Below are 24,613 nucleotides of genomic sequence, written 5' to 3' on the forward strand. Positions count from 1 at the left end.
TCGCCCTTCAGCCCGTACCCGCCGCGGCTTGCGGGGATCCCCGGGGCAACCGACGAAGGGCCGGTTTGGTCGGCCGCCTCTGCTAGGATTGGCGGTCCTCATCGCCGACCGACCCCACGCCGTGAAACAAGCGCTGCGCGACCTGCTGCTGCAGGCCACCCGGACCCTGCAGGAGCAAGCCGTCCTGCCCGCCGACCTCGAGCTTCCGCCGTTCGTGGTGGAACGCGCACGCAGCCGCGAGCACGGTGACTTCGCGTCGAACGTGGCGATGTTGCTGGCCAGGCCGGCGCGCGCCAGGCCGCGCGAACTGGCCGAGAAGCTGGTCGCCGCCCTGCCGGCCAGTCCGCTGGTAGAGAAAACCGAGATCGCCGGCCCCGGCTTCATCAACTTTTTCCTCAGCGCAGGGGCGTACCACGCCGAAGTGCGGCGCATCTTCGCCGAAAGTGAAGGCTATGGACGTAATGCCGCTGGTGCGGGCACTACCGTAGGCGTCGAGTTCGTCTCGGCCAACCCGACCGGTCCGCTGCACGTGGGGCACGGTCGCGCCGCGGCGATCGGCGACTGCCTGGCCCGCCTGCTGGAGGCGACCGGCTGGAACGTCAGGCGCGAGTTCTACTACAACGACGCCGGCGTGCAGATCCACAACCTGGCGATCTCCGTGCAGGCGCGTGCCCGCGGGCTGGCCCCGGGCGACGCGCTCTGGCCGGAGGACGGCTACCGCGGCGACTACATCGCCGACGTGGCGCGCGCCTACCTTGCCGGGGACGCGGTGATTGCCGACGGGCACACCGTCACCGGCGCGAAGGATCCGGAGAACCTCGAAGCCATCCGCCAGTTCGCCGTGGCCGCGTTGCGGCGCGAGCAGGATCTGGACCTCAAGGCCTTCGGGGTCGGCTTCGACACGTATTTCCTGGAGTCCTCGCTGTACACCGACGGCAAGGTGGACGAGACCGTGCGCGAACTGGTCGCCCACGGCCACACCTACGAGGAAGGCGGCGCGCTGTGGCTGCGCACCACCGACTACGGTGACGACAAGGACCGCGTGATGCGCAAGTCCGATGGCAGCTTCACCTACTTCGTGCCCGACGTGGCCTACCACCGCTCCAAGTGGCAGCGCGGCTACACCCGCGCGATCACCGAGCTGGGCTCGGACCACCACGGTTCGCTGGCGCGCGTGAAGGCCGGCCTGCAGGCGCTCGACTGCGGCATCCCCCAGGGCTGGCCCGAGTACGTGCTGCACCAGATGGTCACGGTGATGCGCGGCGGCGAGGAGGTGAAGATCTCCAAGCGCGCCGGCAGCTACGTGACCCTGCGCGACCTCATCGACGAGGCCGGGCGCGACGCCACGCGCTACTTCCTGATCTCGCGCAAGGCCGATTCGCAGCTGGTGTTCGACATCGACCTGGCGCGCTCCCAGAGCAACGACAACCCCGTCTACTACATCCAGTACGCCCACGCGCGGGTGTGCTCGGTGCTGCGCCAGGCCGGCGAAAAGGGTTTCAGCGTCGACCTCGAGCAGGGCCTGGCCGAGCTGGCGCGGCTGGACAACGAGCACGAGCAGATCCTGCTCACCGAGTTGTCCAGGTACCCCGAGATCGTCGACGCCGCCGCCGCCAACCTCGAGCCGCACCTGCTCGCCGGCTGGCTGCGCGAACTGGCGAACGCGTTCCACACCTACTACAACTCGCACCAGTTCCTGGTCGAGGATGCCGCGCTGCGCAACGCGCGCCTGGCGCTGGTGGTGGCGACAAGGCAGGTCTTGAAGAACGGGCTGGGCCTGCTGGGCCTTTCCGCCCCGGAGAGCATGTAAATGGCAGCACGCAAGGGCAAGGGCCGGCAGGCCGTACGCAACCGCAAGGGCGGCTTCCCCGCCTGGGGCTGGGCGGTGATCGGCATCGCGGTCGGCGTGGTGGCGATGGTGGCGCTGACGCGTCATTCGATGCTGCCGATGGCGCCGACCGGCCCGCAGCCGAACCCGCAGGCCACCGCGCAGGGCGACGGCGACAAGGGCCTGGCGCCGGCCGAGAGCGCGCCGAAGAAGCCGCAGTACGATTTCTACTCGGTCCTGTCGGAGAAGGAAGTCCGCATCCCCGACGACCAGATCAGCGCGCAGGCACGCGCCGAGCAGCAGCAGAAGCAGCAGGCGGCCCAACAGGCTGCGGCGGCGGCCGCACAACAGCAACAGGCGGCCAATGCCAATGCGCCGGCCGCGATCACCGAGAACATCCAGGCGGCGCCACCGTCCGCGGTGCCGCCGCCGGCCGCCGGCAGCGGCTACCTGCTGCAGGTCGGCGCCTTCCCCAACGCGGCCGATGCCGAAGCGCTGAAGGCCAAGCTGGCCCTGCAGGGCTTCGTCGCCAACGTGCAGACCGTGCAGGTCGGCGGCCAGACCTTCCATCGCGTGCGCCTGGGGCCGTACCGCTCGGCTACCGAGCTCGAGTCGGTGCAGAACCGCCTGGCGGGCGCCGGCTACAAGGCGATCGCGCTGAAGGAAGGCCGCTGACATGAGCCCCAAGGTCGCCTGGATCACCGGCGCCACCTCCGGCTTCGGCGCCGCGACCGTGGACCGCTTCGTCGCCGGCGGCTGGCGTGTGGTCGCCAGCGGTCGCCGTGCCGAACGCCTGCAGCAGCTGGTCGACCGGCACGGTGCCGACCGCGTGCTTCCGCTGGCCTTCGACATCCGTGACGAGGCCGCGATGCGCGTGGCGCACGCGAGCCTGCCCGCGGACTTCGCCGGGGTCGACCTGCTGATCAACAACGCCGGCCTGGCGCTGGGCACCGTGCCTGCGCAGCAGGCGGACCTCGCGCAATGGAAGCAGATGATCGACACCAACGTCACCGCGCTGGTGACGCTGACGCGGTTGCTGCTGCCCACGCTGATCGGGCGCCGCGGCGCGATCGTCAACATCAGTTCCACCGCCAGCACCTACCCCTACCCGGGCGGCAACGTCTACGGCGGCACCAAGGCCTTCGTCTCGCAGTTCTCGCTGGGCCTGCGCGCGGACCTGCACGGCACCGGCGTGCGCGTGACCTCGGTGGAGCCGGGCATGGCCGAAACCGAGTTCACCCTGGTACGCACCGGCGGCGACCAGGCGGCCTCGGACAAGCTCTATGCGGGCGCCCAGCCGATCACCGCGGGCGACATCGCCGACACGCTCTGGTGGATCGCCAACCTGCCGGCGCACCTCAACATCAACCGCATCGAGCTGATGCCGACCAGCCAGTCGTTCGCCGGCTTCCAGGTGCACCGCCAGTAGAGATCGCCGCACGCCCTGTAGGAGCGCACCTGTGCGCGACCGGCGCCGCGCATCCCGGTGGTACACACATGGCGGTCGCGCACAGGCGCGCTCCCACGGGAATCGTGGCGGCCCTGTTACTGCATGTGCCAGCCGTGGCTGACCACGAAGCTCTGGCCGGTCAGCGCGGCGCTCGGGAAGGCGGCCAGGAACAGCGCCGTCCGGGCCACGTCCTCCAGCGTGGTGAACACGCCATCGACGGTGTGCTTGAGCATCACGTTGCGGATCACCTCCTCCTCGCTGATGCCCAGCTCCTTCGCCTGCTCGGGGATCTGCTTCTCCACCAGCGGCGTGCGCACGAAGCCCGGGCAGATCACGTGCGAACGCACGTTGTGCGGTGCGCCTTCCTTGGCCAGCGTGCGGGCCAGGCCCAGCAGGCCGTGCTTGGCGGTGACGTAGGGTGCCTTGAGCACCGAGGCTTCGTGCGAATGCACCGAGCCCATGTAGATCACGATGCCGCCGCGGTCGTCCCGGTACATGTGCTTCAACGCGGCGCGGGTGGTGAGGAAGGCGCCGTCCAGGTGGATGGCGAGCATCTTCTTCCAGTCGGCGAAGGCGAAGCTTTCGATCGGATTGACGATCTGCACGCCGGCGTTGGAGACGAGAATGTCCAGGTGGCCGAATGCGCGCACCACCGCCTCGGTGCCGGATTCCACCGCGCGCTCGTCGGTGACGTCCATGGCCACGCCCATGGCGCGGCCGCCCGAGGCATTGATGTCGGCCGCCGCGGCTTCGGCGGCCGGCAGGTCGATGTCGGCGATCGCCACCGCGGCGCCTTCGCGCGCGTAGAGCTGGGCGATGGCCTTGCCGATGCCGCTGGCGGCGCCGGTGATGAGGGCGACTTTGCCGTCGAGACTGGCCATGGCGTGTGCTCCGCGGGAGAGAGTCACGGATTGTAGGCCGCGCGCCGGCGGGCGCCATCGGACCATGGTGCAAGGCCGGCTCCCTGCAGGAGCGCACCCGTGCGCGACCGTGAGACTCCCGGTCGCGCGCAGGTACGCTCCTGCACGAGCTCAGTCGGCCAGGTAGGTGTACGCGGTGAGGCCGGCATCCAGGTCGCGATAGAGCGCCTCGGCCGGCTCGCCGGCGATGCCCGCCGCCGCGATCCGCTCGCGGTAGCTGCGCCGCAGCGCGGCCAGGTCGTAGCCGACGTAATCGAGCATCAGGTCGGTGGTGTCACCCCGGCGTACATGGTCGAACACGTAGCCCTCGCCATTGGCGCGCACGTTCACCGCGTCGGTGTCGCCGAACAGGTTGTGGATGTCGCCCAGCGTCTCCTGGTAGGCACCGACCATGAACAGGCCCAGGCAGTAGTCCTCGCCCGGGCGCGGACGATGCAGGGGCAGGCTCACGTCCACGCCCTCGGCATCGACGTAGTGATCGATGCGCCCGTCCGAGTCGCAGGTCAGGTCGACGATGACGCCGCGCCGCGTCGGCGCCTCGTCCAGGCGCGTCACCGGAACGATCGGGAAGATCTGGTCGATCGCCCAGATGTCCGGCACCGATTCGAACACCGAGAAGTTGAGGAAGTACTTGTCGACCAGCTTCTCGTCCAGTTCGTCCAGCAACACGCGGTGCGCGCGGTCGGCCGGCGACAGCCGCCCGCGTACCGCGTTGGCGACCAGGTAGAACATCTCGTCCAGCCGCGCGCGGTCGGCCAGGCTGAGTTGCCCCAGCGCGAACAGCGACTGGCCCTCGGCCAGGTGGTGCTGGGCCTCGTGGTAGAGCTCCAGCGGCGGGCGTTCGCCCAGCGCGGCGTGCACCTCGCGCAGGTGGCGCAGCACGGTCGGCTCGCCCTCGCGCGCCGGCGGCAGCGCGCCCGTGGGCACCTCCTCCACTTCGGTCACGTCGGACACCAGCACCGCGTGGTGCGCGGTCATCGCGCGGCCGGCCTCGGTGAGGATGTGCGGTGCGGCCAGGCCTTCGGCGGCTACGGCATCGGCGAGCGACTGCACGATGGTCAGCGCGTACTGCTCCATCGAGTAGTTGATCGAGTTGTGGCTGCGCGAGCGTGAGCCCTCGTAGTCCACCCCCAGGCCACCGCCGACGTCGACGATTTGCAGCGGCACGCCCAGGCGCGAGAGCTCCACGAAATACCGCGTCGCTTCGCGCATGCCGTTGGCGATATCACGCACGTTGGAGATCTGCGAGCCCATGTGGAAGTGCTGCAGCTTGAGCGTGTGCTTGAGCCCCGCCTCGTCCAGCGCGGCCACCAGCTCGAGCACCTGCACCGGCGACAGGCCGAACTTGCCCTTGTCGCCACCGGTGTTCTGCCACTTGCCGGCGCCGATCGAGGCCAGCCGCACGCGCACGCCGAGCAGCGGCTCGACATCCAGCGCCTTCGCCTCCGCGATCACGTGTTCCAGCTCGGAGAGCTTCTCGATCACGATGAACACGCGCAGCCCCAGCTTGCGCCCGATCAGGGCCAGGCGGATGTACTCGCGGTCCTTGTACCCGTTGCAGATCACGATCGAGCCGGGCCGGGCCAGTGCCAGCACCGCCATCAGCTCGGGCTTGGAGCCCGCCTCCAGGCCGAAGCCCTGGCTGCCGGCGGCCACCAGCTCCTGCACCACGCCGCGCTGCTGGTTGACCTTGATCGGGAAGATCGCGGTGTAGCCGCCGGCGTAGCCGGTTTCACCGATCGCGCGGGCGAACGCGCCCTGCATGCGCCGGAGGCGGTCGGCCAGGATGTCGGGAAAGCGCACCAGCAGCGGCAACCGCAGGCCCTGCGCCTTCGCCTGCTCGACGATCTGCGGCAGCGACAGCGAGGGGCCATTCGCGCCGCGCGGGCGCATCACGATGCCCCCCGCGGCATCGATGTCGACGTAGCCGTCGCTCCAGTAGGGCACGGCATACAGTTGGCGGGCGTCGTCGACGGACCAGGACGTGGACATGGCAAGGGTCTCCTTCGAGGCAAACGGGATCCATGCACGTCGCAGCGGCGAGCCTTGACGTATTGCTCGATCGAGCGGAAGGCCTGCCGGCCGGAAGCCTCGCACGCCGCGGGGCCGGTCAGGCTTCGTGGGCGGCTGGCGGCCGGCCCGGGGGCGCATTGTAGCGGCGACCGGCGGCAACAGGGGGTCAACGCGCACATTGCGTGTGCGCGGATGCCGCTACAATGCCGCTCTTTTCACGGCCCCCCCATGCAGGACAGCCCCATGTCGCAACTCAGCTGGTTCACCGAGGCCCACCAGACCTCCGGCTCTTCCATCGGCTTCCGGGTGGAAAAGCTGCTGCATGCGGAGAAGACCCCGTTCCAGACCATCGAGATCTACCAGACCACCGACTGGGGCAACCTGATGGTGATCGATGGCTGCGTGATGCTGACCAGCCGCGACAATTTCCTCTACCACGAGATGATGACCCACCCGGCGCTGTTCACCCATGCGCGCGCCAAGCGCGTGGTGATCATCGGCGGCGGCGACTGCGGCACGCTGCGCGAGGTGCTCAAGCACGAGGAAGTCGAACACGCCGCGCAGGTGGAGATCGACGAGCGCGTCACGCGGCTGGCCGAGCAGTATTTCCCGGAGTTGTGCGAATCCAATGGGGATCCGCGCGCGGAGCTGCTGTTCATCGACGGCATCAAGTACATGGCCGACGCGGAGCCCGATTCGCTCGACCTGATCATCGTCGACTCGACCGACCCGGTGGGGCCCGCGGAGGGCCTGTTCAACGCGGCCTTCTACGCCAGCTGCCACAAGGCGCTGCGCCACGGCGGCATCCTCGTGCAGCAGAGTGAATCGCCGCTGGCGCACATGGAGCTGATCAAGTCGATGCGCTCGGCCATGCGCAGTTCCGGCTTCGGCGCGGTCAAGACGCTCACCTTCCCGCAGCCGTGCTATCCGACCGGCTGGTGGAGCTGCACGATGGCTCGCAAGGGCGCGGACCTGTCCGGCTTCCGCGAGCGCGGCGCCATCAGCAAGGGCTTCCCGACCCGCTACTACAACGCCGATACCCACCGCGCAGCGCTGGCGCAGCCGGAGTTCATGCGCGAAGCGCTGGGCGAGTAAGCCGGAGTCAGGCATTCGGGATTCGGAACCGCAGCGCGCTTCGCCTTTGCGAATCCCGAATCCCGAATCCCGAATCCCGTTTCCCCGATTCCGTCTCAGAACAACTTCTGCCGCACCTTCGGCAGCAGCACCAGCACCAGCGTCGCGATCGGCCCGAGCACCAGCGACAGCAGGAACCACAGCAGTCCGCTGCGGTTCTTGCCCTGGGCCAGGCCGGCGTTGATCAGCGCCAGCGTGCCCCAGCCGACGAACCATGGCGCGGCCTGGGGATCGGCCAAACTGGAAAACGAATTCACGGCATCTCTCCGGTCGTTGCGGGGTGCACGCAAGCGCGCGTCGGGGAAGCGACCATGCTAACCATCCCCACCCGTCCGTGCGCATCGCGCCGGTCGGCGGATCAGGCTGGCTTAATCCTTGCCGGCTATGCTGCCGCTTCATTTCGCTCAAGGAGAACGCGATGCCGGGACTGCGTCAACTCGCCCTCGCCCTGGCCTGCGCGATCGGCGCCGGCATCGCCGCCTCGCCCGTGTTGGCGAAACAGCCCAGGACCGCTTCGGCGCAGGCGGCGCGCAACGAGGCGCTGGTCGCGTTCCAGCGCGATCTGGTCAGCGTGCTGGCGCCGCGTGCCGATGCGCTGCCGCTGCTCGGCGCCGCCCTGCTTGCGCGCCCGTTGCCCGATCAGCCGAAATGGAACGATTTCCATACCCTGATCGAACGCGCGGTGGCCGCGCCGGGCCATGGCCCGGCCCAGCGCTGGGTGCAGCTTGCCGATTGCGATGCCAAGGCCGGCGCCTGCCCCAACGCCGACGCCCTCGCCGCGCTGGTCGCCGAGGCACCGGATAACGCGGCCGTATGGCTGCTCAAGCTCGGCCAGGACCTGCGCGTCGGCAAGCGCGACGACGCTCGCGACGACCTGGCCCGCGCCGCCCGGACCAAGCTCTATGACGACTACACCGGCACCAGCCTGCAGGTGCTGGCCAACGGTGTCAGCACGCTGCCGCCCCCTGACGCCACGCTCGCGGGGGATGCCGGTGCGGGCGCCGCCGGGGTGCAGGCGATGATCGTGTTCGGCATCGCCGGTGCGCAGCCACAGCCGGGCCTGCGCGCCGCCGCGGAACTGTGCCAGGCGGCCGGCGAGGACCGGGCGCTGGCCGCCGATTGCCGCCAGCTCGGCAAGACCCTGGAATGGGCCTCCAGCCCGCTGGCACGCTCGCTCGGCCTGCACCTGCGCGAAATGCTCGCCAGCGACGACAGTGAGCGCGAACAGGCGCTGCGCGAGCGGCGCGACCTGGTCTGGCAGCTGCGGGAGTTCACCCGGCTCACCGCGAAGGCGCAGTCCGACAAGGCCCAGGCCCGACACCTGCTCTCGCTGGCCCGCCACGGCGGCACCGAGATGAGCCTGCTGCTCGCGGCGCTGCGCGATGCGGGTGTCCCGACCACGGCACCGGCGGACTGGACGCCGCGGCAGACGGGGAACGGAGCACAGGAAGCAGGCAACGACCGGCACGCGGGGCACTGAGTCACCCTGCCCGCCTGGAGCCGGCAAGGCCACGGTTTCGCGTTCCCCGCTACCCAGCTACGCTTGCCCCAACCTTTCCGAGCAGGGGCGGTCCGATGCTGACGGTGCTGGTGGCATGCAGCAAAGGCGGTTGCGGCAAGAGCACGCTGGTCACCCAGCTGGCCTCGCACTGGGCACAGGACGGCAAGCGCACCGCGATCGTCGATACCGATCGCCAGGGGTCGAGTTACCGCTGGGCCATGCTTCGACCCGAAGGCATGCCGGGCGTGCTGGGGCTGGAAGGCCGCCGCGGCCTGCACAAGCTGCCGCCGGACACCGAACGCGTACTGATCGATACGCCCGCCGGCAGTGGCGAGCGCGAGCTCGAGCCGCTGCTCGACGCGGCCAGTGCGGTACTGGTGCCGGTGCTGCCTTCTTCGTTCGACCTGCATGCCACGCTCGGCTTCCTCGACCAGCTCGCCGCCGTGCCGCGGATCAGGCGCGGCAAGCTGCCGGTGGCGCTGGTCGGCAACCGCCTCAAGCCGTGGACCCACGCCAGCCAGGACGCGCTGGCGCAACTGGCCGACTCGGCGTCCTTCCCGGTGGTCGCCGAACTGCGCGACAGCCAGGCCTACGTGCTGCTCACCGCACTGGGCAAGGGGATCTTCGACTATCACTCCGAACAGGTGCGCAACCAGCAGCAGGACTGGCTGCCGCTGCTGCGCTGGCTCAAGCGCCATCATTGAGGAATGCCATGCAGGAACTGATTCTGTTGCGTCACGCCGAGGCCAACCCTGCGGCCGCCGGCGGCGACGACCGCGACCGCACGCTCAGCCCGCGTGGCGAGCAGGAGGCGCTGGCGGCCGGCCGCTGGCTCGCCTCCCACGGGGCGCGACCCGACCGGGTGCTGTGCTCGCCCGCCTTGCGCGCCTGCCGCACCGCGGAACTGGCGATGCGCGCGCTGGCACCGGACGCGCCGATCGGCCTGGCCGGCGAGATCTACGAGGCTACCCCGGGCGAACTGCTGGCCCTGCTCGACCAGCACGCCGACGCGCGCTGCGTGCTGCTGGTGGGGCACAACCCCGGCATCGAGCGGCTGGTCGCACTGCTGGTGGAAGGCCGCTCGGACGAGTTCCGCGGCATGCCGCCAGGCGGTCTGGCGGTGCTGCACCTGCAGGGCGCGCTGGAGCCGGGCAACGCACGGCTGGATGCGTTCTGGTCCCCCTGATGCGCCTGCCCGCCATCGTCGCGCTGCTGGCCATGGCGTTCGCCGCACACGCCACGCCCTCGCACGTGTGGCACATCCAGAGCCCGCCCTCCCACGTCGACTTCGGCGTGCGCCTGCTCTGGCTGCATACGATCCATGGCCGGTTCGGGCAGGTCACCGGCACCGTCCGGCCAGGCGCCGGCGACCAGATGGTGGTCGACGCCCACGTTGCGTTGGCCAGCCTGGTGATGGACTCGCAACGCCTGCGCCGCTGGGTGCTGGACGAGGAGTTCTTCGCCGCGGCGCAGTACCCGACCCTGCACTTCGTATCCCGGCCGGTATCGCGCCGTACGCTGGACGACGGCGGTGCGCTGGAGGGGCAGCTCACCCTGCGCGGCATAACCCGCCCGGTACGCTTCGAACTGCTGCCCGCGCGCTGTACCGCCGACACCTGCATGATCGAGGCGCGCGGCGAGCTCGAGCGCAGCGAGTTCGGCATGGGCACCCACCGCACCGTACTGTCCGATCGCGTGCGGCTCGCACTGACCATCGCGATTGCCCGCGCGCCCGGCTGAACCGCGTCACCCGCGCGCCTCGACGCTCACAGTCGCGCCCGTATCATGCGCGCATGTCCCCGCGCCCGCTCGCCCTTCTCGTCCTGCTCGCCGCCACCGTCCTGCTCGAGGGCTGCACGTTGTCGCGTGCGCAGATCCGCCGTGCCGATGCCGTGGTTGCGGCAACCACGCCGGTTGCCCCGCTCTGCGAGCGCGCCGACCACTGCGCACGACCTTCGCCACTGCTGGATGCGGGCCGCCAGGCAATGGCCGCCTCCACGCCGGACAGTCCGCGGCATGTGGTGGCGCTGCTCAATGCCAGCGAGCCGGCGCTGGTGGCGCGGCTCGATCTGATCCGGGCAGCGCGTCACACGATCGACGTGCAGACCTACATCTGGGACCAGGACGACGCCGGCCGGCTGGTGCTGGACGAGCTGGTCCAGGCCGCCCGCCGGGGCGTGCGGGTGCGCATCCTGGCCGACCAGCTGTTCTCTTTCGGCGACCTCGCACTGCTCGACCGGCTCGCCCGCGCCAGCCCCAATCTCGAGGTACGGCTGTACAACCCGACCTTCCGCGAGGCGAGTACCTCGCCGCTGGAATGGGCGGCCGGCATCGCGTGCTGCTTCTTCAGGTTCAACCAGCGCATGCACAACAAGGTGCTGGTGGTGGACGCCACCGTCGGCATCACCGGCGGGCGCAACTACCAGAACCGCTACTTCGACTGGGACGACGATTTCGATTACGTCGACCGCGACGTGCTGGTCGGCGGCCCGGCCGCGGCGGCGATGGCCGACAGCTTCGCCATGTTCTGGCGGCACAAGCGGTCGGTGCCGCTGACCCACCTGCGCGACGTCAACCGCTACATCCTGGCCCACCCGGCCGCGCCCGGCTGGCCGGCGCCCGAGTACGCGCACCCGCAGCGCGTGTATCGCGTGGAGCAGGAGGCCGACGACGCCAGCTGGCTGCGCGCGCACATCCTCGCCGACAGCCTGCGGACCGGCCCGGTGGATTTCTTCAGCGACCTGCCGGCCAAGACCGACCAGCCGCTCAAGCGGCAGGCGCGCCAGTTCACCGCGCACGTCATGCAGATGATCGGTGCGGCGCGACGCGAGGTGGTGTTGCAGACACCCTACCTGGTGCTCAGCCGGCGCGCGCGGCACCTCTTCGAACGCCTGCACGAGAAGGCCACGCCGCCGCGCATCGTGGTCTCGACCAATTCGCTCGCATCCACCGATGCCTTCGCGGTCTACGCGGTGTCCTACAAGCATCGCAAGCGATACCTGAAGAAGTACGGCTTCGAGATCTACGAGCTGAAGCCGCATGCGGCCGATCCCGCGGCGGCCAATGCGAGCGCCAGCCTGGAGTGGGTCGGCGAGGACGCGCGCGCCAGCGGCGATCCGGCGCAGGATGCCTCGCAGCGTTACGTGGGCACCGAGAGCCATGGCCTGCTCGGCAGCCACGGCAGCAGCCAGCGCCCGGCACCGCTGATGAGCGAGGGCCGCCGCTTCGCCCTGCACGCCAAGTCGATCGTGGTCGACGACCGCTTCGCGATGGTCGGCTCGCACAACTTCGACCCGCGCTCGGATCACTACAACACCGAAGCCGGGGTGATCGTCTACGACCGTCGCTTTGCCGAACAGCTGCGCCAGGCGATCCTGCGCGACACCCAGCCGCAGAACGCGTGGGTGATTGCCCCGCGGCGACCGGTGGTGCCGGTGCTGACCAAGCTCAACCAGGCCATCGGCGACTTTTCCGAGAGCCTGCCGCTGTTCGACTTCTGGCCCTACCGCTACGCCACCAGCTACCAGCTCAGGGGCGGCTGCGCACCGATGCGGCCGAGCGACCCGGCGTTCTACAGCTGCTACGAGCCGGTCGGAGACTTTCCGGACGTGGCGCTCTCGCCGAAGCTGATCTACACGCGGTTGATCACGGCGTTCGGGTCGAGCGCAAGCGGGATCCTGTAGCCGCGCGACGGGCTCCCCGGGTGGGAGTGATGCGGTTTACGGTGGCGTGGAAGGGGCGGCGCTGTCGAAACGCATCGGCAGTTCGCCCTGCGCACCGTTGGCGCCGGCCGGTACCGCGAAACGCCAACGCCTGACCGTGGCCACGGCGTGCGCGTCGAGCACCGGGTCGCCGCTGGAGCGCGCGACGTCGGCGGAAATGACCCGGCCGCTGCCGTCGGTGTCGATGGCGAGCACCACGCGGCCGTCCAGATGGCCGCGCAGCTCGGCCCACGAGGACGGTCCCGGCGGCGTGTCGAGGGGAACCAGCTGCGCAGGGGCCGGCGGAGCCGGGGGCGCCACCGGTTCCCGTCGCGCACCGACCACGCGCGGGGCGGCGTGCGAGCGGTGGGCGGGCGGCACACGGTGCAGTCGCGGCACGACCTGCGACGCCGCGCGGGGCGGCGGTCCGGTCCAGTCGTCGGTGAAACCGCTGAGCACCTGGGTCCCGACGATGCCGACCAGCAGGGCGATGAAGCTCAGGGTCGTGGTGAGGCGCAGGCGCGGCATGGCGGTGCGCTTCGGGTCAGCGCTCCAGGATGGCCACCACGCCCATGCCGCCGGCGGTGCACACCGAGATCAGGCCGCGGCCGCTGCCCTTCTGCACCAGTTCCTTGGCCAGCGTGGCGACCAGCCGGGCGCCAGTGGCGGCGAACGGATGGCCGACGGCGAGGCTGGAGCCATGCACGTTGAGCCTGGCCGGGTCGATGCTGCCCAGCGGCGCATCCAGGCCGAGGCGGTTGCGGCAGTAGTCGGCGTTCTCCCACGCGCGCAGCGTGCACAGCACCTGCGCGGCGAACGCCTCGTGGATCTCGTAGAAGTCGAAGTCCTGCAGGGTGAGCCCGTTGCGCGCGAGCAACCGTGCCACCGCCACGGTGGGAGCCATCAGCAGGCCCTCGCCGTGCACGAAGTCGACCGCGGCCACCTCGGCATCGCGCACCCACGCCTGCACCGGCAGGCCACGCTTCGCCGCCCAGTCCTCGCCGGCGAGCAGCACCGCGGCAGCGCCGTCGGAAAGCGCGGTCGAGTTGCCGGCGGTCAGCGTGCCGTGGCCGGAGCTGCGATCGAACGCGGGCTTGAGCGTCGCCAGCTTCTCCAGGCTGGTGTCCGGGCGCAGGATGTTGTCGCGCTTGACGCCGCGGAACGGCACCACCAGGTCGTCCATGAAACCGGACTCGTAGGCGGCGGCAAGCTTCTTGTGGCTCTCCAGCGCGAGCCGGTCCTGCGCTTCGCGGCCGATGTGCCACTCGCGCGCCATCTTTTCGCAGTGGTCGCCCATCGACATCCCGGTGCGCGGCTCGGCCACGCCCGGGAACGAGGGCTTGAGTTCCGCCGGCGAGAAGCCGCGCGTGGCGGCGGCGAGCTTGTCCTGCCAGCCCTTGGCGCGGTTGATCGACAGCAGCCGCTTGCGCAGGCGTTCGCCGTAGACGATCGGCACGTCCGAGGTGGTGTCCGAACCGGCCGCGATGCCCGCCTCGATCTGTCCCACCGCGATCTTGTTGGCCACGATGATGGCGTTGTCCAGCGACGTTCCGCAGGCGCGCGCGGTGGTGATGCCCGGGGTGGTCGGCGCCAGGCCGGAACTCAGCAGCGCCTCGCGCGCGAGATTCCAGTCCGACGAATGCTTGATCACCGCGCCCAGCGCGACCTCGCCCAGTTCCACGCCATGCAGGCCGTAGCGTTCCACCAGCGCGCCCAGCACCTTGACCGACATGCCGAAGTTGCCGACGTCGGCGTAAGCGGTGTTGTTGCGGCAGAACGGGATGCGCACACCGCCGATCACACCGACGCGCTTCGTGCTTGTTTCCATGTCCGGGACGGTCCAAAGGCCTTCGAATCTCCAAGGCTAACCCGCACGCCCATGCGGCGGAAGCCCAAAAGCGTGAACGGAAGCCGCTCCGTATAATCCTCAGTTCCCCGCCATTCGGAATGCCTTTGATGGATGCGCAACCGCTGATCGCACTGCCCGCGGTGCTCGCGCTGGAATGCGCGCCCGACGCCCCGCCCGCCGGCGTGACGCTGAGCCGCGACGAAGCCGACGCCCTGGCCGCCCTGGTCGCCGAGGACCTGCAAGCACTGCTGCCGCGTATCGGCGAGGCGCGGCTGGCCGTGGCCGGCGCGCTGTTCGACCCGGTCGAACTGCTGCGCCCGGGCTTTCCGGTGTGGGCCACGCTGGACGAACTGGCCCGTCGCGTGCCGCGCGGCCACCTGGAGAACGTGGTCGCCTTCGGCAGCCACGAGGGCCAGATGCCTGCGCCGGCACTGCTGCCCGACGCGGCCTACGCCGGCGGCGCGCTGCGATTGCTGCCGCTGTCGGTGCTGGCGCCGGAGGCCCTGGCCGAAACGCTCGACCAGGAGATGGAGGTACAGATCGTCGGGCGCGGCGAGGCGGGGGAGCGCACGGCCGACTGGCTGATGCGCACGCTCGGCATGCGACTCGAACACGCCCGCTACCTGAGCCGCAACGACCTGCTCGCACTCACGTGCGTGCAGTACGAGCACGTCAACCTGGCCCCGCTGTGGGCACTGCTCGAAGCGGCACTGCTCACCCCGTACCAGGGCGAATCGACCCTGAGCGCGCGCGGGCTGCCGCTGCGCTATGCCGATGGTGCGGTTCACGCCGGCTCGCCGGCTGCGTGGCTGGCGCAACAGCGCGGCGAAGCGGCCGAGCGGGCACACGGCTTCGCGGGTCTGGTGTTCGAGCTGCGCCAGTACGCCGCGCTGCTCGAAGCCCATCGCCTGCCGCTGATGCTCGAACAGGGCGAGGCGGACGCCGGTTGGCTGCTTGAGACGCTGGCCGCGCCCGAGCCGGCGCTGGCGCCGCCGGCCCTGTTCGCGCACGAGGCGCCGGGCCTGGGCACGGTGGCCATCACGGCCGCGCAGGCCGGCGCCGACGGACGGCCGCGCGTGCTCGCCCACGGCTACCCGCTCGCGCCGCAGGCGCTCGGGCCGCTGGTGGCGGTGCTGGCCGCGCGCTACGACATCGAGCCCACGCTGCAGGCGCTGGGCCGGGTGGCGGTGGACGACATCGGCCTGGCCCCGCCGACGCGGCACTAGGACCGACGTCGCGGAGGCGCCGCACCGCGACGGTTGTGGCGTCCATCCGGTGGCTGGCGCATGATGGGCGCCGGAGCAGGGTAATGCGCTCGGGGGAGTCCATGAACCAGCCCCTCATACCGGACGGATCCTCGGCCGATCCGCCAGAACATGCTGGCCGGTCCGCCCGGAACTGGCCCGAGCACGTACTGCGTGGCGTGCCCGCGCTGATCGCCTACATCGATCCCGAACTCATCGTGCGTTTCGCCAACCAGCCGCCGCGGCGCTGGCTGGGCGCGGCGACCGATGGCCTGGCCGGCCGCGCGGTCGACGAGCTGCTCGACAAGCTCACCGCGCCACGCGCGATTGAAGCCCTGCAGGCCGCACTGGGCGGCCAGCCGAGCACGGTCGAAGGCGTGCTCTTCGCCGGCCGCGCGCATCGCTACATGCACGCCACCTTCCAGCCCGACGCCGACAATGAGGGCCGCGTGCACGGCGTGTTCGCGGTGTTCATCGACATTACCGAGCGCCACGCGCTGGAACTGAAATTGCGCGAGAGCGAGCAGCGCTTCTTCGGCGCCTTCCAGCACGCCGCCATCGGCATGGCGCTGGTGCGCCCCGACGGGCGCTTCCTGCGCGTGAACGAGGCGGTCTGCCGCATGCTCGGTTACAGCCAGGAGGAGTTCCTCACCCTGAGCGTCGCCGACGTCACCCATCCGGACGACTACGGCAACGACATGTCGCAGCTCGCGCAGATGCTGGACGGCCGGATCGACGCCTACCAGATGGAGAAGCGCAACCTGCACAAGGACGGGCACGTGGTGCACTTCCAGCTCAGCACCTCGCTGGTGCGCGACGAGCACGGCAAGCCGCTTTATTTCGTCTCGCAGGTGCAGGACATCAGCCAGCGCAAGCAGTACGAGGAGGCGCTGTTCCGCGAGCGCGAGCTGGCGGAGGTCACGCTCAACTCGATCGGTGACGCGGTGATCGCCGCCGACCTCGAGCTGCGCGTGACCTCGCTCAACCCGATCGCCGAAGGCCTCACCGGCTGGACCGCGGCCGAGGCGCGCGGCCGTCCGATGGACGAGGTGTTCCGCCTGCGCGACGTGCGCACCGGTGCGGCGCTTCCCAACCCGCTGCGCGCGGCGATCGAGCGCAACGCCATCGTGGATCTGCAGGGCAAGGCGGTGCTGCTGCATCGCAACGGCTTCGAAACGCCGATCGAGGATTCCTCGGCACCGATCCACGACCACGCCGGCCACGCCATCGGCGGCGTGCTGGTGTTCCGCGACGTCAGCGAAACCCGCGCGCTGGCGCTGAAGATGATCCACCTGACCCAGCTCGACACGCTGACCGGCCTGCCCAACCGCAGCCAGATGCAGGGCCAGATCGAGCAGGCCGTGGCGATGGCGCGTCGCCGCCAGCAGCGCTGCGCCCTGCTCTACATCGACATCGACCACTTCAAGCAGATCAACGAGCAGCACGGCCCGGCCAACGGCGACCGCGTGCTGCGCGCATTCGCCACGCAGCTGCGCCAGGCGCTGCAGGACGAGGACCTCCTGTGCCGCCACCATGGCGACGAATTCGTGGTGCTGCTGCCGCAGGTGGAAGCACCCGGCCAGGCCGCCAGCGTGGCGCAACGGCTGATCGCCTATGGCGAGCGCACCGCCGTGGCCGGCCTGCCCGGGCTGGCCTTGCACATGTCCGTGGGCATCAGCCTGTGCCCGGACGACGCGGCCGATGCCGACCAGCTGCTGCGCAACGCCGACAGCGCCATGTACGAGGTCAAGGTCGGCGGGCGCCAGGGCTTCCGCTTTTTCACCACCTCGATGAACGAGCGGGCGGCGCTGCGCCGGCGCATCGAGGCGGAGCTGCGCGTGGCGATCGCACGCGAGCAGCTATCGCTGCATTACCAGCCGAAGGTGGACGCCGTCGACGGGCACATCGTCGGCGCCGAGGCGTTGCTGCGCTGGTACGGCGACGATGGCGACGAGCGCTATTCGCCGGAACAGTTCGTCGCGGTGGCCGAGGACGTCGGCCTGATCGTGCCGATCGGCTCCTGGGTGCTGCGCGAGGCCTGCCGCCAGGCCGACCTCTGGTACCGCGAAGGCCTGGGGGTGCCGGTGGCGGTCAACGTCTCGCCGGTGCAGTTCCAGCATGCCCATTTCCTGGGCGAGCTGCAGACCGTGCTGACCCACTGCGCGCTCGATCCGGCGTTGCTGGAGCTGGAGCTGACCGAGCGCACCGTGATGGCCGGCGGCGACGCCACCATCGCACTGCTCCAGCGCATCAAGCGCTGCGGCGTGAGGCTGTCGCTGGACGATTTCGGCACCGGCTACTGCAGCCTGTCCTACCTCAAGCACTTCCCGGTCGACGCGCTGAAGATCGATCGCGCCTTCGTGCGCGACGTGGAGAGCGATCCGGATACCGCCGCGATCACCCAGGCGATCATCGCGATGGCGCGCAGCCTGGCCAAGACCGTGGTCGCCGAAGGCGTCGAGACCGAGGCGCAGGCCGAGCACCTGCGCGCAGCCGGCTGCGAGCAGCTGCAGGGTTTCCTGTACGGCGCGCCGATGGATGCGGCCGCGTTCGGCAAGCTGCTGACCGAACAGCATCTGCGGCGCTGGGCCTCCGACCGCCGGTGACCGCCAGCCAGGGTCGGGGCCTGCGTCCGGCTGCCGATGTGGCTGGTAGGTGGAAGCCGGCCTGCAAAGCTACGCCCCCGGCAGTGCTTCCTCGTACATGAGGTAATGGCACGGTTCCATGCCCAGTCCGGCATAGGTGCGCTGGGCACGGTGGTTTTCCGTTTCCACATACAGCCGCAGCCCGACCGCGCCAGCGGCCCGCGCTTTGTCGCGCACGGCCGCGTACAAGCCCCGGAACACGCCGCCGCGCCGCGCCGCGGGCACCACGTAGACGCTCTGGATCCACCAGAAGTCGCCGCAGCGCCAGTCGCTCCACTCGTAGGTGACCAGCAGGCTGCCGACCGCGGCGCCATCGCGCTCGGCGACCAGGTAGAAGCCGCGGCGCGGCTCGTCGAACACGCCCTCGACGCCACGCGCGAGCACTGCGCGGTCGAGCGCCCTGGCTTCGGTCTCCCGGGCCATGGCGGCGTTCCAGTCGACCAGGTGGGGAATGTCGGCGCGGGTGGCGGGGCGGATGGTGGGGGCTTCGGGCATGGGTACCTCCTGGTCGAGCGGGGATTATCGGCCAACGGCGGAGCGCAGGCCCGCATGCCCGCGAATCCCGCCCCTCACCCTGCCCTCTCCCCGAAGGGGAGCGGGTTCCAGGGCTCGCGCACCCTGCGAGCGGCTCGCGGGACTGGCTCCCGCTCCCCTCCGGGAGGGGGGCGGGGTAAGGGGTCGCTCTTGCACGGAAGTCCCTACCGGGAGCGCTTGCGCGACGCCCCCAGCTTGCGCGTCAACGTGTTGCGCCCGACGCCCAGCGCCGCTGCCGCGTGTTGCCGATGCCCGCCGTGCGCCGCCAGGGCTGCCTCCAGCAACGTGCGGTCGAGCGCCTCGCGGGCGCGGGCGTGGATGTCCGCCTCGCCCTGCGCCAACGCCTCGGTCGCCCAGTCATGCAAGGCGCCGGTCCAGCCGCCGCCCGCCACGGGCGCGGAGGCCGTACCCAGTTCACCGGCCTGGATCTCGGCGCCAGGCGCGATCACCGCCAGCCGGCGGCACAGGTTCTCCAGTTCGCGCACGTTGCCCGGGAAATCGCGCTGCTCCAGCGCCTTGAGTGCCGAGCGCGAGAACCGCTTGGGCGGCAGCTTCAGCTCCTGCGCCGCCGCCGCAAGGAAATGCCTGGCCAGCAGCGGGATGTCGGCGCGGCGGGCGCGCAGCGGCGGCAGTTCGATACGCACCACGTCCAGCCGGTGCTTCAGATCCGCGCGGAACTGCCCGGCGGACACGCGTACATCGAGGTCCTGGTGCGTGGCCGCGACGATACGCACGTCGCCGCGGATCAACTCGCGCCCGCCGACGCGGTAGAACTCGCCGCCGGCCAGCACACGCAACAGGCGCGTCTGCAAAGCCAGCGGCATGTCGCCGATCTCGTCCAGGAACAGCGTGCCGCCTTCGGCCTGTTCGAAACGCCCGGCCACGCGCCGCGCGGCACCGGTGAAGGCCCCGGCCTCGTGGCCGAACAGTTCGCTCTCCAGCAGTTCGCTCGGGATGGCCGCGGTGTTGAGGGCGACGAACGGCTTGCCGCGGCGCGCGCTCTCCTCGTGCAACGCGCGCGCGACCAGCTCCTTGCCGGTGCCGGTCTCGCCGGTGACCAGCACGTTGAGGTCGCTCGCGGCGACACGCCCGATCAGCCGGAACACCTCGCGCATCGGTGCGCTTTCGCCCAGCAGCGCATGTGCGGGCGCGGCGACGGGCGGTGCCGGCGCCGCCGGCTGGTCGGCCAGCGCACGGCGCACCACGACCACCGCGTGATCGAGGTCGAACGGCTTGGCCAGGTAGTCGACCGCGCCCGCGCGGTAGGCGGCCGCGGTGGTGGCGACGTCGGTGTAGGCGCTCATCACGATCACCGGCCCGATGCCCTGCGCATGGAGCGCGCCCAGCAGGCCCAGGCCGTCCTCGCCGGGCATGCGCACGTCGGTCAGAAGCAGGGCCGGCCGCGCTTCGCGCAGGGCGGTGCGTACCGCCGCGGCGTCGCCGAATTCGCGCACGGACAGGCCCACGTCGCGCAGCGCCTCGGCCAGCACGTATCGGATGCTTCGGTCGTCGTCGACGATCCAGACCTCGCGGTTCATGGCTTGTCCGGGGGCGTGCAGGGAAGAAGACGTGAGGGGGGGCGGATCATCCGTGCTCCAGCGGCAGCCACAGGGTGAAGGTGGTGGCGCCCGCCACGCCGGCATGGCGCAACTCGCCACCATGCTCGTGCGCGATCTCGCGTGCCAGCGCCAGCCCCAGGCCACTGCCTTCCGCGCGACCGGACACCAGCGGCTCGAACAGGGTGTCGCGCACCGACAGCGGCACACCCGCACCATCGTCGATCACGTCCAGACGCAGTGCCGTACGCAGTACGCGCTCGCCCACGCGCACGCCGTGTTCGGCCCGCGTGCGCAGGATCAGGTGACGGGCTCCCGCCTCGCGTGCGTTGCGCGCCAGGTTGAGCAGCAGTTGCTGCAGGCGGTCGGCGTCGCCGCGGAGCTCCGGCAGGCTCGGGTCGTAGTCCTGCCGGATCGCCAGCGGCACAGGCTCGGCCTCCAGCAGCGCGACCACCCGCTCCAGTACCGCGTGGAGGTTGAGCGACTCGCACGGCGGCGCGGCGGTGGGGCATAGCAGGCGGTCGGCCAGCACCGCCAGGCGATCGGCTTCGGCGATCACCATGCCGGCCAGCGCCTTCAGATCGGCCTCGCCGACGCGTCGCTGCAACAGCTGCGCCGCACCGCGCAGGCCGGCCAGGGGATTCTTCACCTCGTGCGCGAGGCCGCGCAGGCTGGCCGATACCGGGGAGTTTTCGGCCACCGGCGGCGCCAGCACATGCACCTCCAGCAGCAGGCACCCGGCATCGAGCGGCTGCAGCGACACGTCCAGGCGCCGCTCCGGTGCGCCCAGGCGCAGGTCGCGCCATTGCACGGTGCGCTGCTCGGCGCGCGCGCGCGCCGCCTGCGTCGCCACCGCCGGCTCGCCCAGCAACGCCGCCAGCGGCTGGCCGATGGCGCGCCGCGGTCCCAGATCCAGCACTTCGGCCAGGGCCGGGTTCAGCCAGGCCAGGCGTAGCTGCGCATCGACCAGGGCCAACCCGGTCGTCGCCTGCTCCGCCCATGCGCGCCAGTCGGCTTCGTCCATTGCACCATCATGGGCGTTGCGCCCTCTTGGTGCAATGCGCCGGCATCGGATCACCTGGCCGGAAGCCGGTCTGCGACGACACCGACGGTGTGGCCACTGCGGCGGGCGTAGGGTCCGGCCCGGGACCCGGGGAGAACTCGCCCATGACCCAACTGACCGTTTGCTGCGATGGCACGTGGAGCACCCTGGAACACACGGACCAGGGCCTCCCCGCACCCACCAACGTGGCCAGGCTCTACAACGCGGCGGTGAAGGACGAGCAGCAGCTGGCCTACTACCACCCCGGCGTGGGCACCAACGGCGGCTGGCTTGATCGCGTGGTCGGCGGCGGCACCGGCGCCGGACTGGACCGCAACATCATGAGCGCCTACCAGTGGCTGGCCCTGCGCTACCGCGAGGGCGACCGCATCTTTCTGTTCGGCTTCAGCCGCGGCGCCTACACCGTGCGCAGCCTGGGCGGGCTGCTTGTGCACAGCGGCCTGCTGGACCTGTCCGACGCGGCGCTGGCCCCGGCCGAGGTGTGGTCGCGCGTGCAGCGCGTGTTCGATGCCTACCGCTCCGGCAAGCCATTCGACAATCCGGACGGATGGGCCTTCCACGGTGCACGACCCGGGCAGCCCACCGCGGGCACCGTCGGCGTGCACTTCATGGGCGTGTGGGACACCGTGGGCGCGCTGGGCATCCCGTTGGAGCTGTCGGTGCTGCGCTTCATCGGCGATCCGCGCCGCTACCAGTTCCACGACACCCGGATCAGCCTGATGATCGCCAACGCCCGCCACGCGGTGGCGATGGACGAGCGCCGCGCGGACTTCGTGCCGACGCTGTGGACGAACATCCGGCGCCCGGACAAGGTGCACCAGGTGTGGTTTCCCGGCGTGCACGGCGACGTGGGCGGCGGTTACGCGCAGACCGGGCTGTCCGACATCGCGCTGGCATGGATGCTCGACGAGGCCGCGGCCTGTGGCCTGCGGCTGCGCGGGAACACGCGCGCGCAGCTGCGGCCCGATCCGCAAGGTGTGCTGCACGATTCCCGACAGGGCCTGTTCAAGCTCGGCCGCAACCGGCCGCGCGCGGTGCCCCGCGTGGCCGCCGGCAGCGTGCAGGCCGGCCGGATGCATCCGGATGCGCTGGTGCGCCAGGCCGATCCGCCGCTCGCGCAGGACGCGTACTGGCCCACCCGGCTGCTCGGCCCGGGCGAACGCGCCACGATCGACGTGTTCGCATCGAAGCACTGGAACGCGACTGCGCTCTATCTGGAAGCGGGCGTGGCCTACCGCTTCGCCGCATCGGGCGAATGGGTCGACGCAGGCGCGAAGTTCTCGCCCGCCGGCGGCGAGATGAACAGCCACCACGCCTCCGACATCGCGCGCCTGGCGGCGTCCGCGCTGGGCTCGGTGGAACATGCGTTCAATCTTGCGACGCACGCCGACAGCGACTTCTGGTTTACCCGCCGGCTGGAGCGGGCGCCGTGGTGCGCGCTCGCCGGTTTCGTCGCCAACGGCGAAGGGGACGAACGGGGCGAGACCTTCGTCATCGGCGGAGGCTGCCGCTTCACCCCGGCCGCCAGCGGCTACCTCTACGCCTACGCCAACGACGCCTGGCAGGCCTACGCCAACAACCACGGCAGCGTGGCGCTGACGGTCGAGCGACCCTGAACGCGGGTGATGTCGCCTTCCCGGAAACGAAGACGGGCGCCGAAGCGCCCGTCCCGTCGAAGCATGCCGTGGCGATCAGATCGCGTAGTACATCTGGAACTCCAGCGGATGCGTGCTGGCGCGATAGGCGGTGACCTCCTTCATCTTCACCTCGATGTAGGCGTCGATGAAGTCGTCGGTGAACACGCCGCCGGCCTTCAGGAACTCGCGGTCCTTGTCCAGCGCGTTGAGCGCCTCGTCCAGGCTCGCGCACACCTGCGGAATGTTCTTCTCCTCTTCCGGCGGCAGGTCGTAGAGGTCCTTGTCGGCCGGCGCGCCCGGGTCGATCTTGTTGATGATGCCGTCCAGGCCAGCCATCATCAGCGCGGTGAACACGAGATAGCCGGAGTTCATCGGGTCGGGGAAGCGCACCTCGATGCGGCGGCCCTTGGGGCTGGACACGTACGGGATGCGGCAGCTCGCCGAGCGGTTGCGCGCCGAGTAGGCCAGCATCACCGGCGCCTCGAAGCCCGGCACCAGGCGCTTGTAGCTGTTGGTGGTGGAGTTGGCGAAGGCGTTGATCGCCTTGGCATGCTTGAAGATGCCGCCGATGTACCACAGCGCCATCTGCGACAGGCCGCCGTACAGCTCGCCGGCGAACAGGTTCTGCCCGTCCTTGGCCAGCGACTGGTGCACGTGCATGCCCGAGCCGTTGTCGCCGACGATAGGCTTGGGCATGAAGGTCACGGTCTTGCCGTTCTGGTGCGCCACGTTCTTGATGACGTACTTCATGGTCATCAGCTCGTCGGCCTTCTTCACCAGCGTGTTGAACTTGACGCCGATCTCGCACTGGCCCGCGTTGGCCACTTCGTGGTGGTGCACCTCGACCACCTGGCCGAGCGACTCGAGCACCTTGCACATGTCCGCGCGCAGGTCGCCCAGCGAATCGACCGGCGAGACCGGGAAGTAGCCGCCCTTCACGCCCGGGCGGTGGCCGGTGTTCTGGCCGTCGTACTTGTAGCGCGAGCTCCACGCCGCCTCTTCGGAGCCGATCTCGTAGAACACGCGGCCCATGTCGTTCTGCCAGCGCACCGAATCGAAGATGAAGAACTCCGGCTCCGGCCCGAAGAAGGCGGTGTCGGCGATGCCGGTGGACTTGAGGAATGCCTCGCCGCGCTTGGCGATCGAGCGCGGGTCGCGACCATAGGCCTGCATGGTCGACGGTTCGAGCACGTCGCAGTGCAGGATCAGCTGCGTGTGCGCGGAGAACGGATCCAGGTGCGCGGTGTCCGGATCGGGCAGCAGCACCATGTCCGACTCGTTGATGCCCTTCCAGCCCGGGATCGAGGAACCGTCGAACATCTTGCCGTCCTCGAAGGTCGACTCGTCGATGGCGTGCGCCGGGAAGGTGACGTGGTGGTGCTTGCCGAGCATGTCGGCGAAACGCAGGTCGACGAACTCGACGTCGTGTTCGGCAATCAGGTCGAGCACTTTCTGGGCGGTCATGGGCGAGGCCTCGGAGGGATAAGGATGCGGGCGTGATTGCAATGCCCGTGCCAGCCACGACCCTTGCTGGAGCG

At 70.3% G+C, this 24,613-nt stretch carries 21 protein-coding genes; 12 read left to right on the plus strand and 9 right to left on the minus strand.

Annotated elements, in window-relative coordinates; translation table 11 throughout:
• Positions 1-121 precede the first annotated feature (121 nt).
• The 3 genes from argS to LQ771_RS14640 are packed head-to-tail and all read left to right on the plus strand — an operon-like array spanning position 122 to position 3,257.
• Complete coding sequence (gene argS, locus LQ771_RS14630; RefSeq protein ID WP_425491286.1) at positions 122-1,810, plus strand: arginine--tRNA ligase; 1,689 nt, start codon at positions 122-124, stop codon at positions 1,808-1,810.
• A complete protein-coding gene (locus tag LQ771_RS14635) occupies positions 1,811-2,503 on the plus strand; it encodes an SPOR domain-containing protein (RefSeq protein ID WP_231350110.1) in 693 nt (230 codons plus the stop codon).
• 1 nt (position 2,504) lies between these two features.
• The gene (locus LQ771_RS14640) at positions 2,505-3,257 is read left to right on the plus strand and encodes an SDR family NAD(P)-dependent oxidoreductase (RefSeq protein ID WP_231350111.1); all 753 of its coding nucleotides are present in this window, start codon (positions 2,505-2,507) and stop codon (positions 3,255-3,257) included.
• A 116-nt stretch (positions 3,258-3,373) separates the two neighbouring features.
• On the opposite strand, the gene LQ771_RS14645 is transcribed toward LQ771_RS14640, so the two are convergent.
• Together LQ771_RS14645 and speA are read right to left on the minus strand one after the other, a co-directional pair.
• Positions 3,374-4,159 carry a 3-hydroxybutyrate dehydrogenase gene (locus LQ771_RS14645; protein WP_231350112.1) on the minus strand — a complete coding sequence of 262 codons (786 nt, stop codon included), beginning with the start codon at positions 4,157-4,159 and terminating at the stop codon, positions 3,374-3,376.
• A gap of 150 nt (positions 4,160-4,309) precedes the next feature.
• A complete protein-coding gene (speA, locus tag LQ771_RS14650; protein WP_231350113.1) occupies positions 4,310-6,190 on the minus strand; it encodes a biosynthetic arginine decarboxylase in 1,881 nt (626 codons plus the stop codon).
• 264 nt (positions 6,191-6,454) lie between these two features.
• On the opposite strand from speA, the gene speE reads away from it, so the two are divergent.
• Positions 6,455-7,306, plus strand: coding sequence for a polyamine aminopropyltransferase (gene speE / locus LQ771_RS14655; protein WP_231350114.1), 852 nt, complete (start codon positions 6,455-6,457; stop codon positions 7,304-7,306).
• 95 nt (positions 7,307-7,401) lie between these two features.
• Here the strand turns inward: speE and LQ771_RS14660 are convergent, their stop codons facing one another.
• On the minus strand, positions 7,402-7,602 hold the full coding sequence (locus tag LQ771_RS14660) for an antitermination protein NusB (protein WP_231350115.1): 201 nt from the start codon (positions 7,600-7,602) through the stop codon (positions 7,402-7,404).
• Positions 7,603-7,763: 161 nt separating this feature from the next.
• Here LQ771_RS14660 and LQ771_RS14665 point away from each other — a divergent pair, with 161 nt between their 5' ends.
• From LQ771_RS14665 to LQ771_RS14685, 5 genes are all read left to right on the plus strand, one after another.
• Complete coding sequence (locus LQ771_RS14665; protein WP_231350116.1) at positions 7,764-8,825, plus strand: hypothetical protein; 1,062 nt, start codon at positions 7,764-7,766, stop codon at positions 8,823-8,825.
• Positions 8,826-8,920: 95 nt separating this feature from the next.
• A complete protein-coding gene (locus LQ771_RS14670; protein WP_231350117.1) occupies positions 8,921-9,550 on the plus strand; it encodes a ParA family protein in 630 nt (209 codons plus the stop codon).
• An 8-nt stretch (positions 9,551-9,558) separates the two neighbouring features.
• Positions 9,559-10,032, plus strand: coding sequence for a SixA phosphatase family protein (locus tag LQ771_RS14675; protein WP_231350118.1), 474 nt, complete (start codon positions 9,559-9,561; stop codon positions 10,030-10,032).
• Positions 10,032-10,586 (plus strand): YceI family protein, encoded by a 555-nt coding sequence (locus LQ771_RS14680; protein ID WP_231350119.1) that lies wholly within the window; start codon positions 10,032-10,034, stop codon positions 10,584-10,586. The genes LQ771_RS14675 and LQ771_RS14680 overlap by 1 nt, the downstream gene beginning before the upstream one ends.
• 53 nt (positions 10,587-10,639) lie before the next feature.
• Positions 10,640-12,529, plus strand: coding sequence for a phospholipase D-like domain-containing protein (locus LQ771_RS14685; protein ID WP_231350120.1), 1,890 nt, complete (start codon positions 10,640-10,642; stop codon positions 12,527-12,529).
• A gap of 36 nt (positions 12,530-12,565) precedes the next feature.
• Here the strand turns inward: LQ771_RS14685 and LQ771_RS14690 are convergent, their stop codons facing one another.
• Together LQ771_RS14690 and LQ771_RS14695 are read right to left on the minus strand one after the other, a co-directional pair.
• Positions 12,566-13,075 carry an energy transducer TonB family protein gene (locus LQ771_RS14690; protein ID WP_231350121.1) on the minus strand — a complete coding sequence of 170 codons (510 nt, stop codon included), beginning with the start codon at positions 13,073-13,075 and terminating at the stop codon, positions 12,566-12,568.
• Between the two features lie 16 nt (positions 13,076-13,091).
• Positions 13,092-14,375 (minus strand): acetyl-CoA C-acetyltransferase, encoded by a 1,284-nt coding sequence (locus LQ771_RS14695; protein ID WP_231350122.1) that lies wholly within the window; start codon positions 14,373-14,375, stop codon positions 13,092-13,094.
• Between the two features lie 128 nt (positions 14,376-14,503).
• On the opposite strand from LQ771_RS14695, the gene LQ771_RS14700 reads away from it, so the two are divergent.
• Positions 14,504-15,622: a hypothetical protein gene (locus LQ771_RS14700; RefSeq protein WP_231350123.1), complete on the plus strand. Its 1,119-nt coding sequence runs from the start codon at positions 14,504-14,506 to the stop codon at positions 15,620-15,622.
• Between the two features lie 101 nt (positions 15,623-15,723).
• Positions 15,724-18,246, plus strand: coding sequence for a sensor domain-containing protein (locus LQ771_RS14705; protein ID WP_231350124.1), 2,523 nt, complete (start codon positions 15,724-15,726; stop codon positions 18,244-18,246).
• A gap of 69 nt (positions 18,247-18,315) precedes the next feature.
• On the opposite strand, the gene LQ771_RS14710 is transcribed toward LQ771_RS14705, so the two are convergent.
• The 3 genes from LQ771_RS14710 to LQ771_RS14720 all read right to left on the minus strand — a co-directional run bounded on the left by LQ771_RS14710 (position 18,316) and on the right by LQ771_RS14720 (position 21,399).
• Entirely contained in the window at positions 18,316-18,780 is a 465-nt protein-coding gene (locus tag LQ771_RS14710; RefSeq protein WP_231350125.1) for a GNAT family N-acetyltransferase, read from the minus strand.
• A gap of 203 nt (positions 18,781-18,983) precedes the next feature.
• A complete protein-coding gene (ntrC, locus tag LQ771_RS14715) occupies positions 18,984-20,357 on the minus strand; it encodes a nitrogen regulation protein NR(I) (RefSeq protein WP_231350126.1) in 1,374 nt (457 codons plus the stop codon).
• Positions 20,358-20,403: 46 nt separating this feature from the next.
• A complete protein-coding gene (locus tag LQ771_RS14720) occupies positions 20,404-21,399 on the minus strand; it encodes a two-component system sensor histidine kinase NtrB (RefSeq protein ID WP_231350127.1) in 996 nt (331 codons plus the stop codon).
• 143 nt (positions 21,400-21,542) lie between these two features.
• Between LQ771_RS14720 and LQ771_RS14725 the strand changes: the two genes are divergently transcribed.
• Positions 21,543-23,054 (plus strand): DUF2235 domain-containing protein, encoded by a 1,512-nt coding sequence (locus tag LQ771_RS14725; RefSeq protein WP_231350128.1) that lies wholly within the window; start codon positions 21,543-21,545, stop codon positions 23,052-23,054.
• A 75-nt stretch (positions 23,055-23,129) separates the two neighbouring features.
• Here LQ771_RS14725 and glnA read toward each other — a convergent pair whose 3' ends face one another.
• Positions 23,130-24,539: a type I glutamate--ammonia ligase gene (glnA, locus tag LQ771_RS14730; protein WP_231350129.1), complete on the minus strand. Its 1,410-nt coding sequence runs from the start codon at positions 24,537-24,539 to the stop codon at positions 23,130-23,132.
• Between the last annotated feature and the right edge of the window lie 74 nt (positions 24,540-24,613).

Origin of the sequence: Frateuria soli (assembly GCF_021117385.1) — a bacterium.
GTDB lineage: Bacteria > Pseudomonadota > Gammaproteobacteria > Xanthomonadales > Rhodanobacteraceae > Frateuria_A > Frateuria_A soli.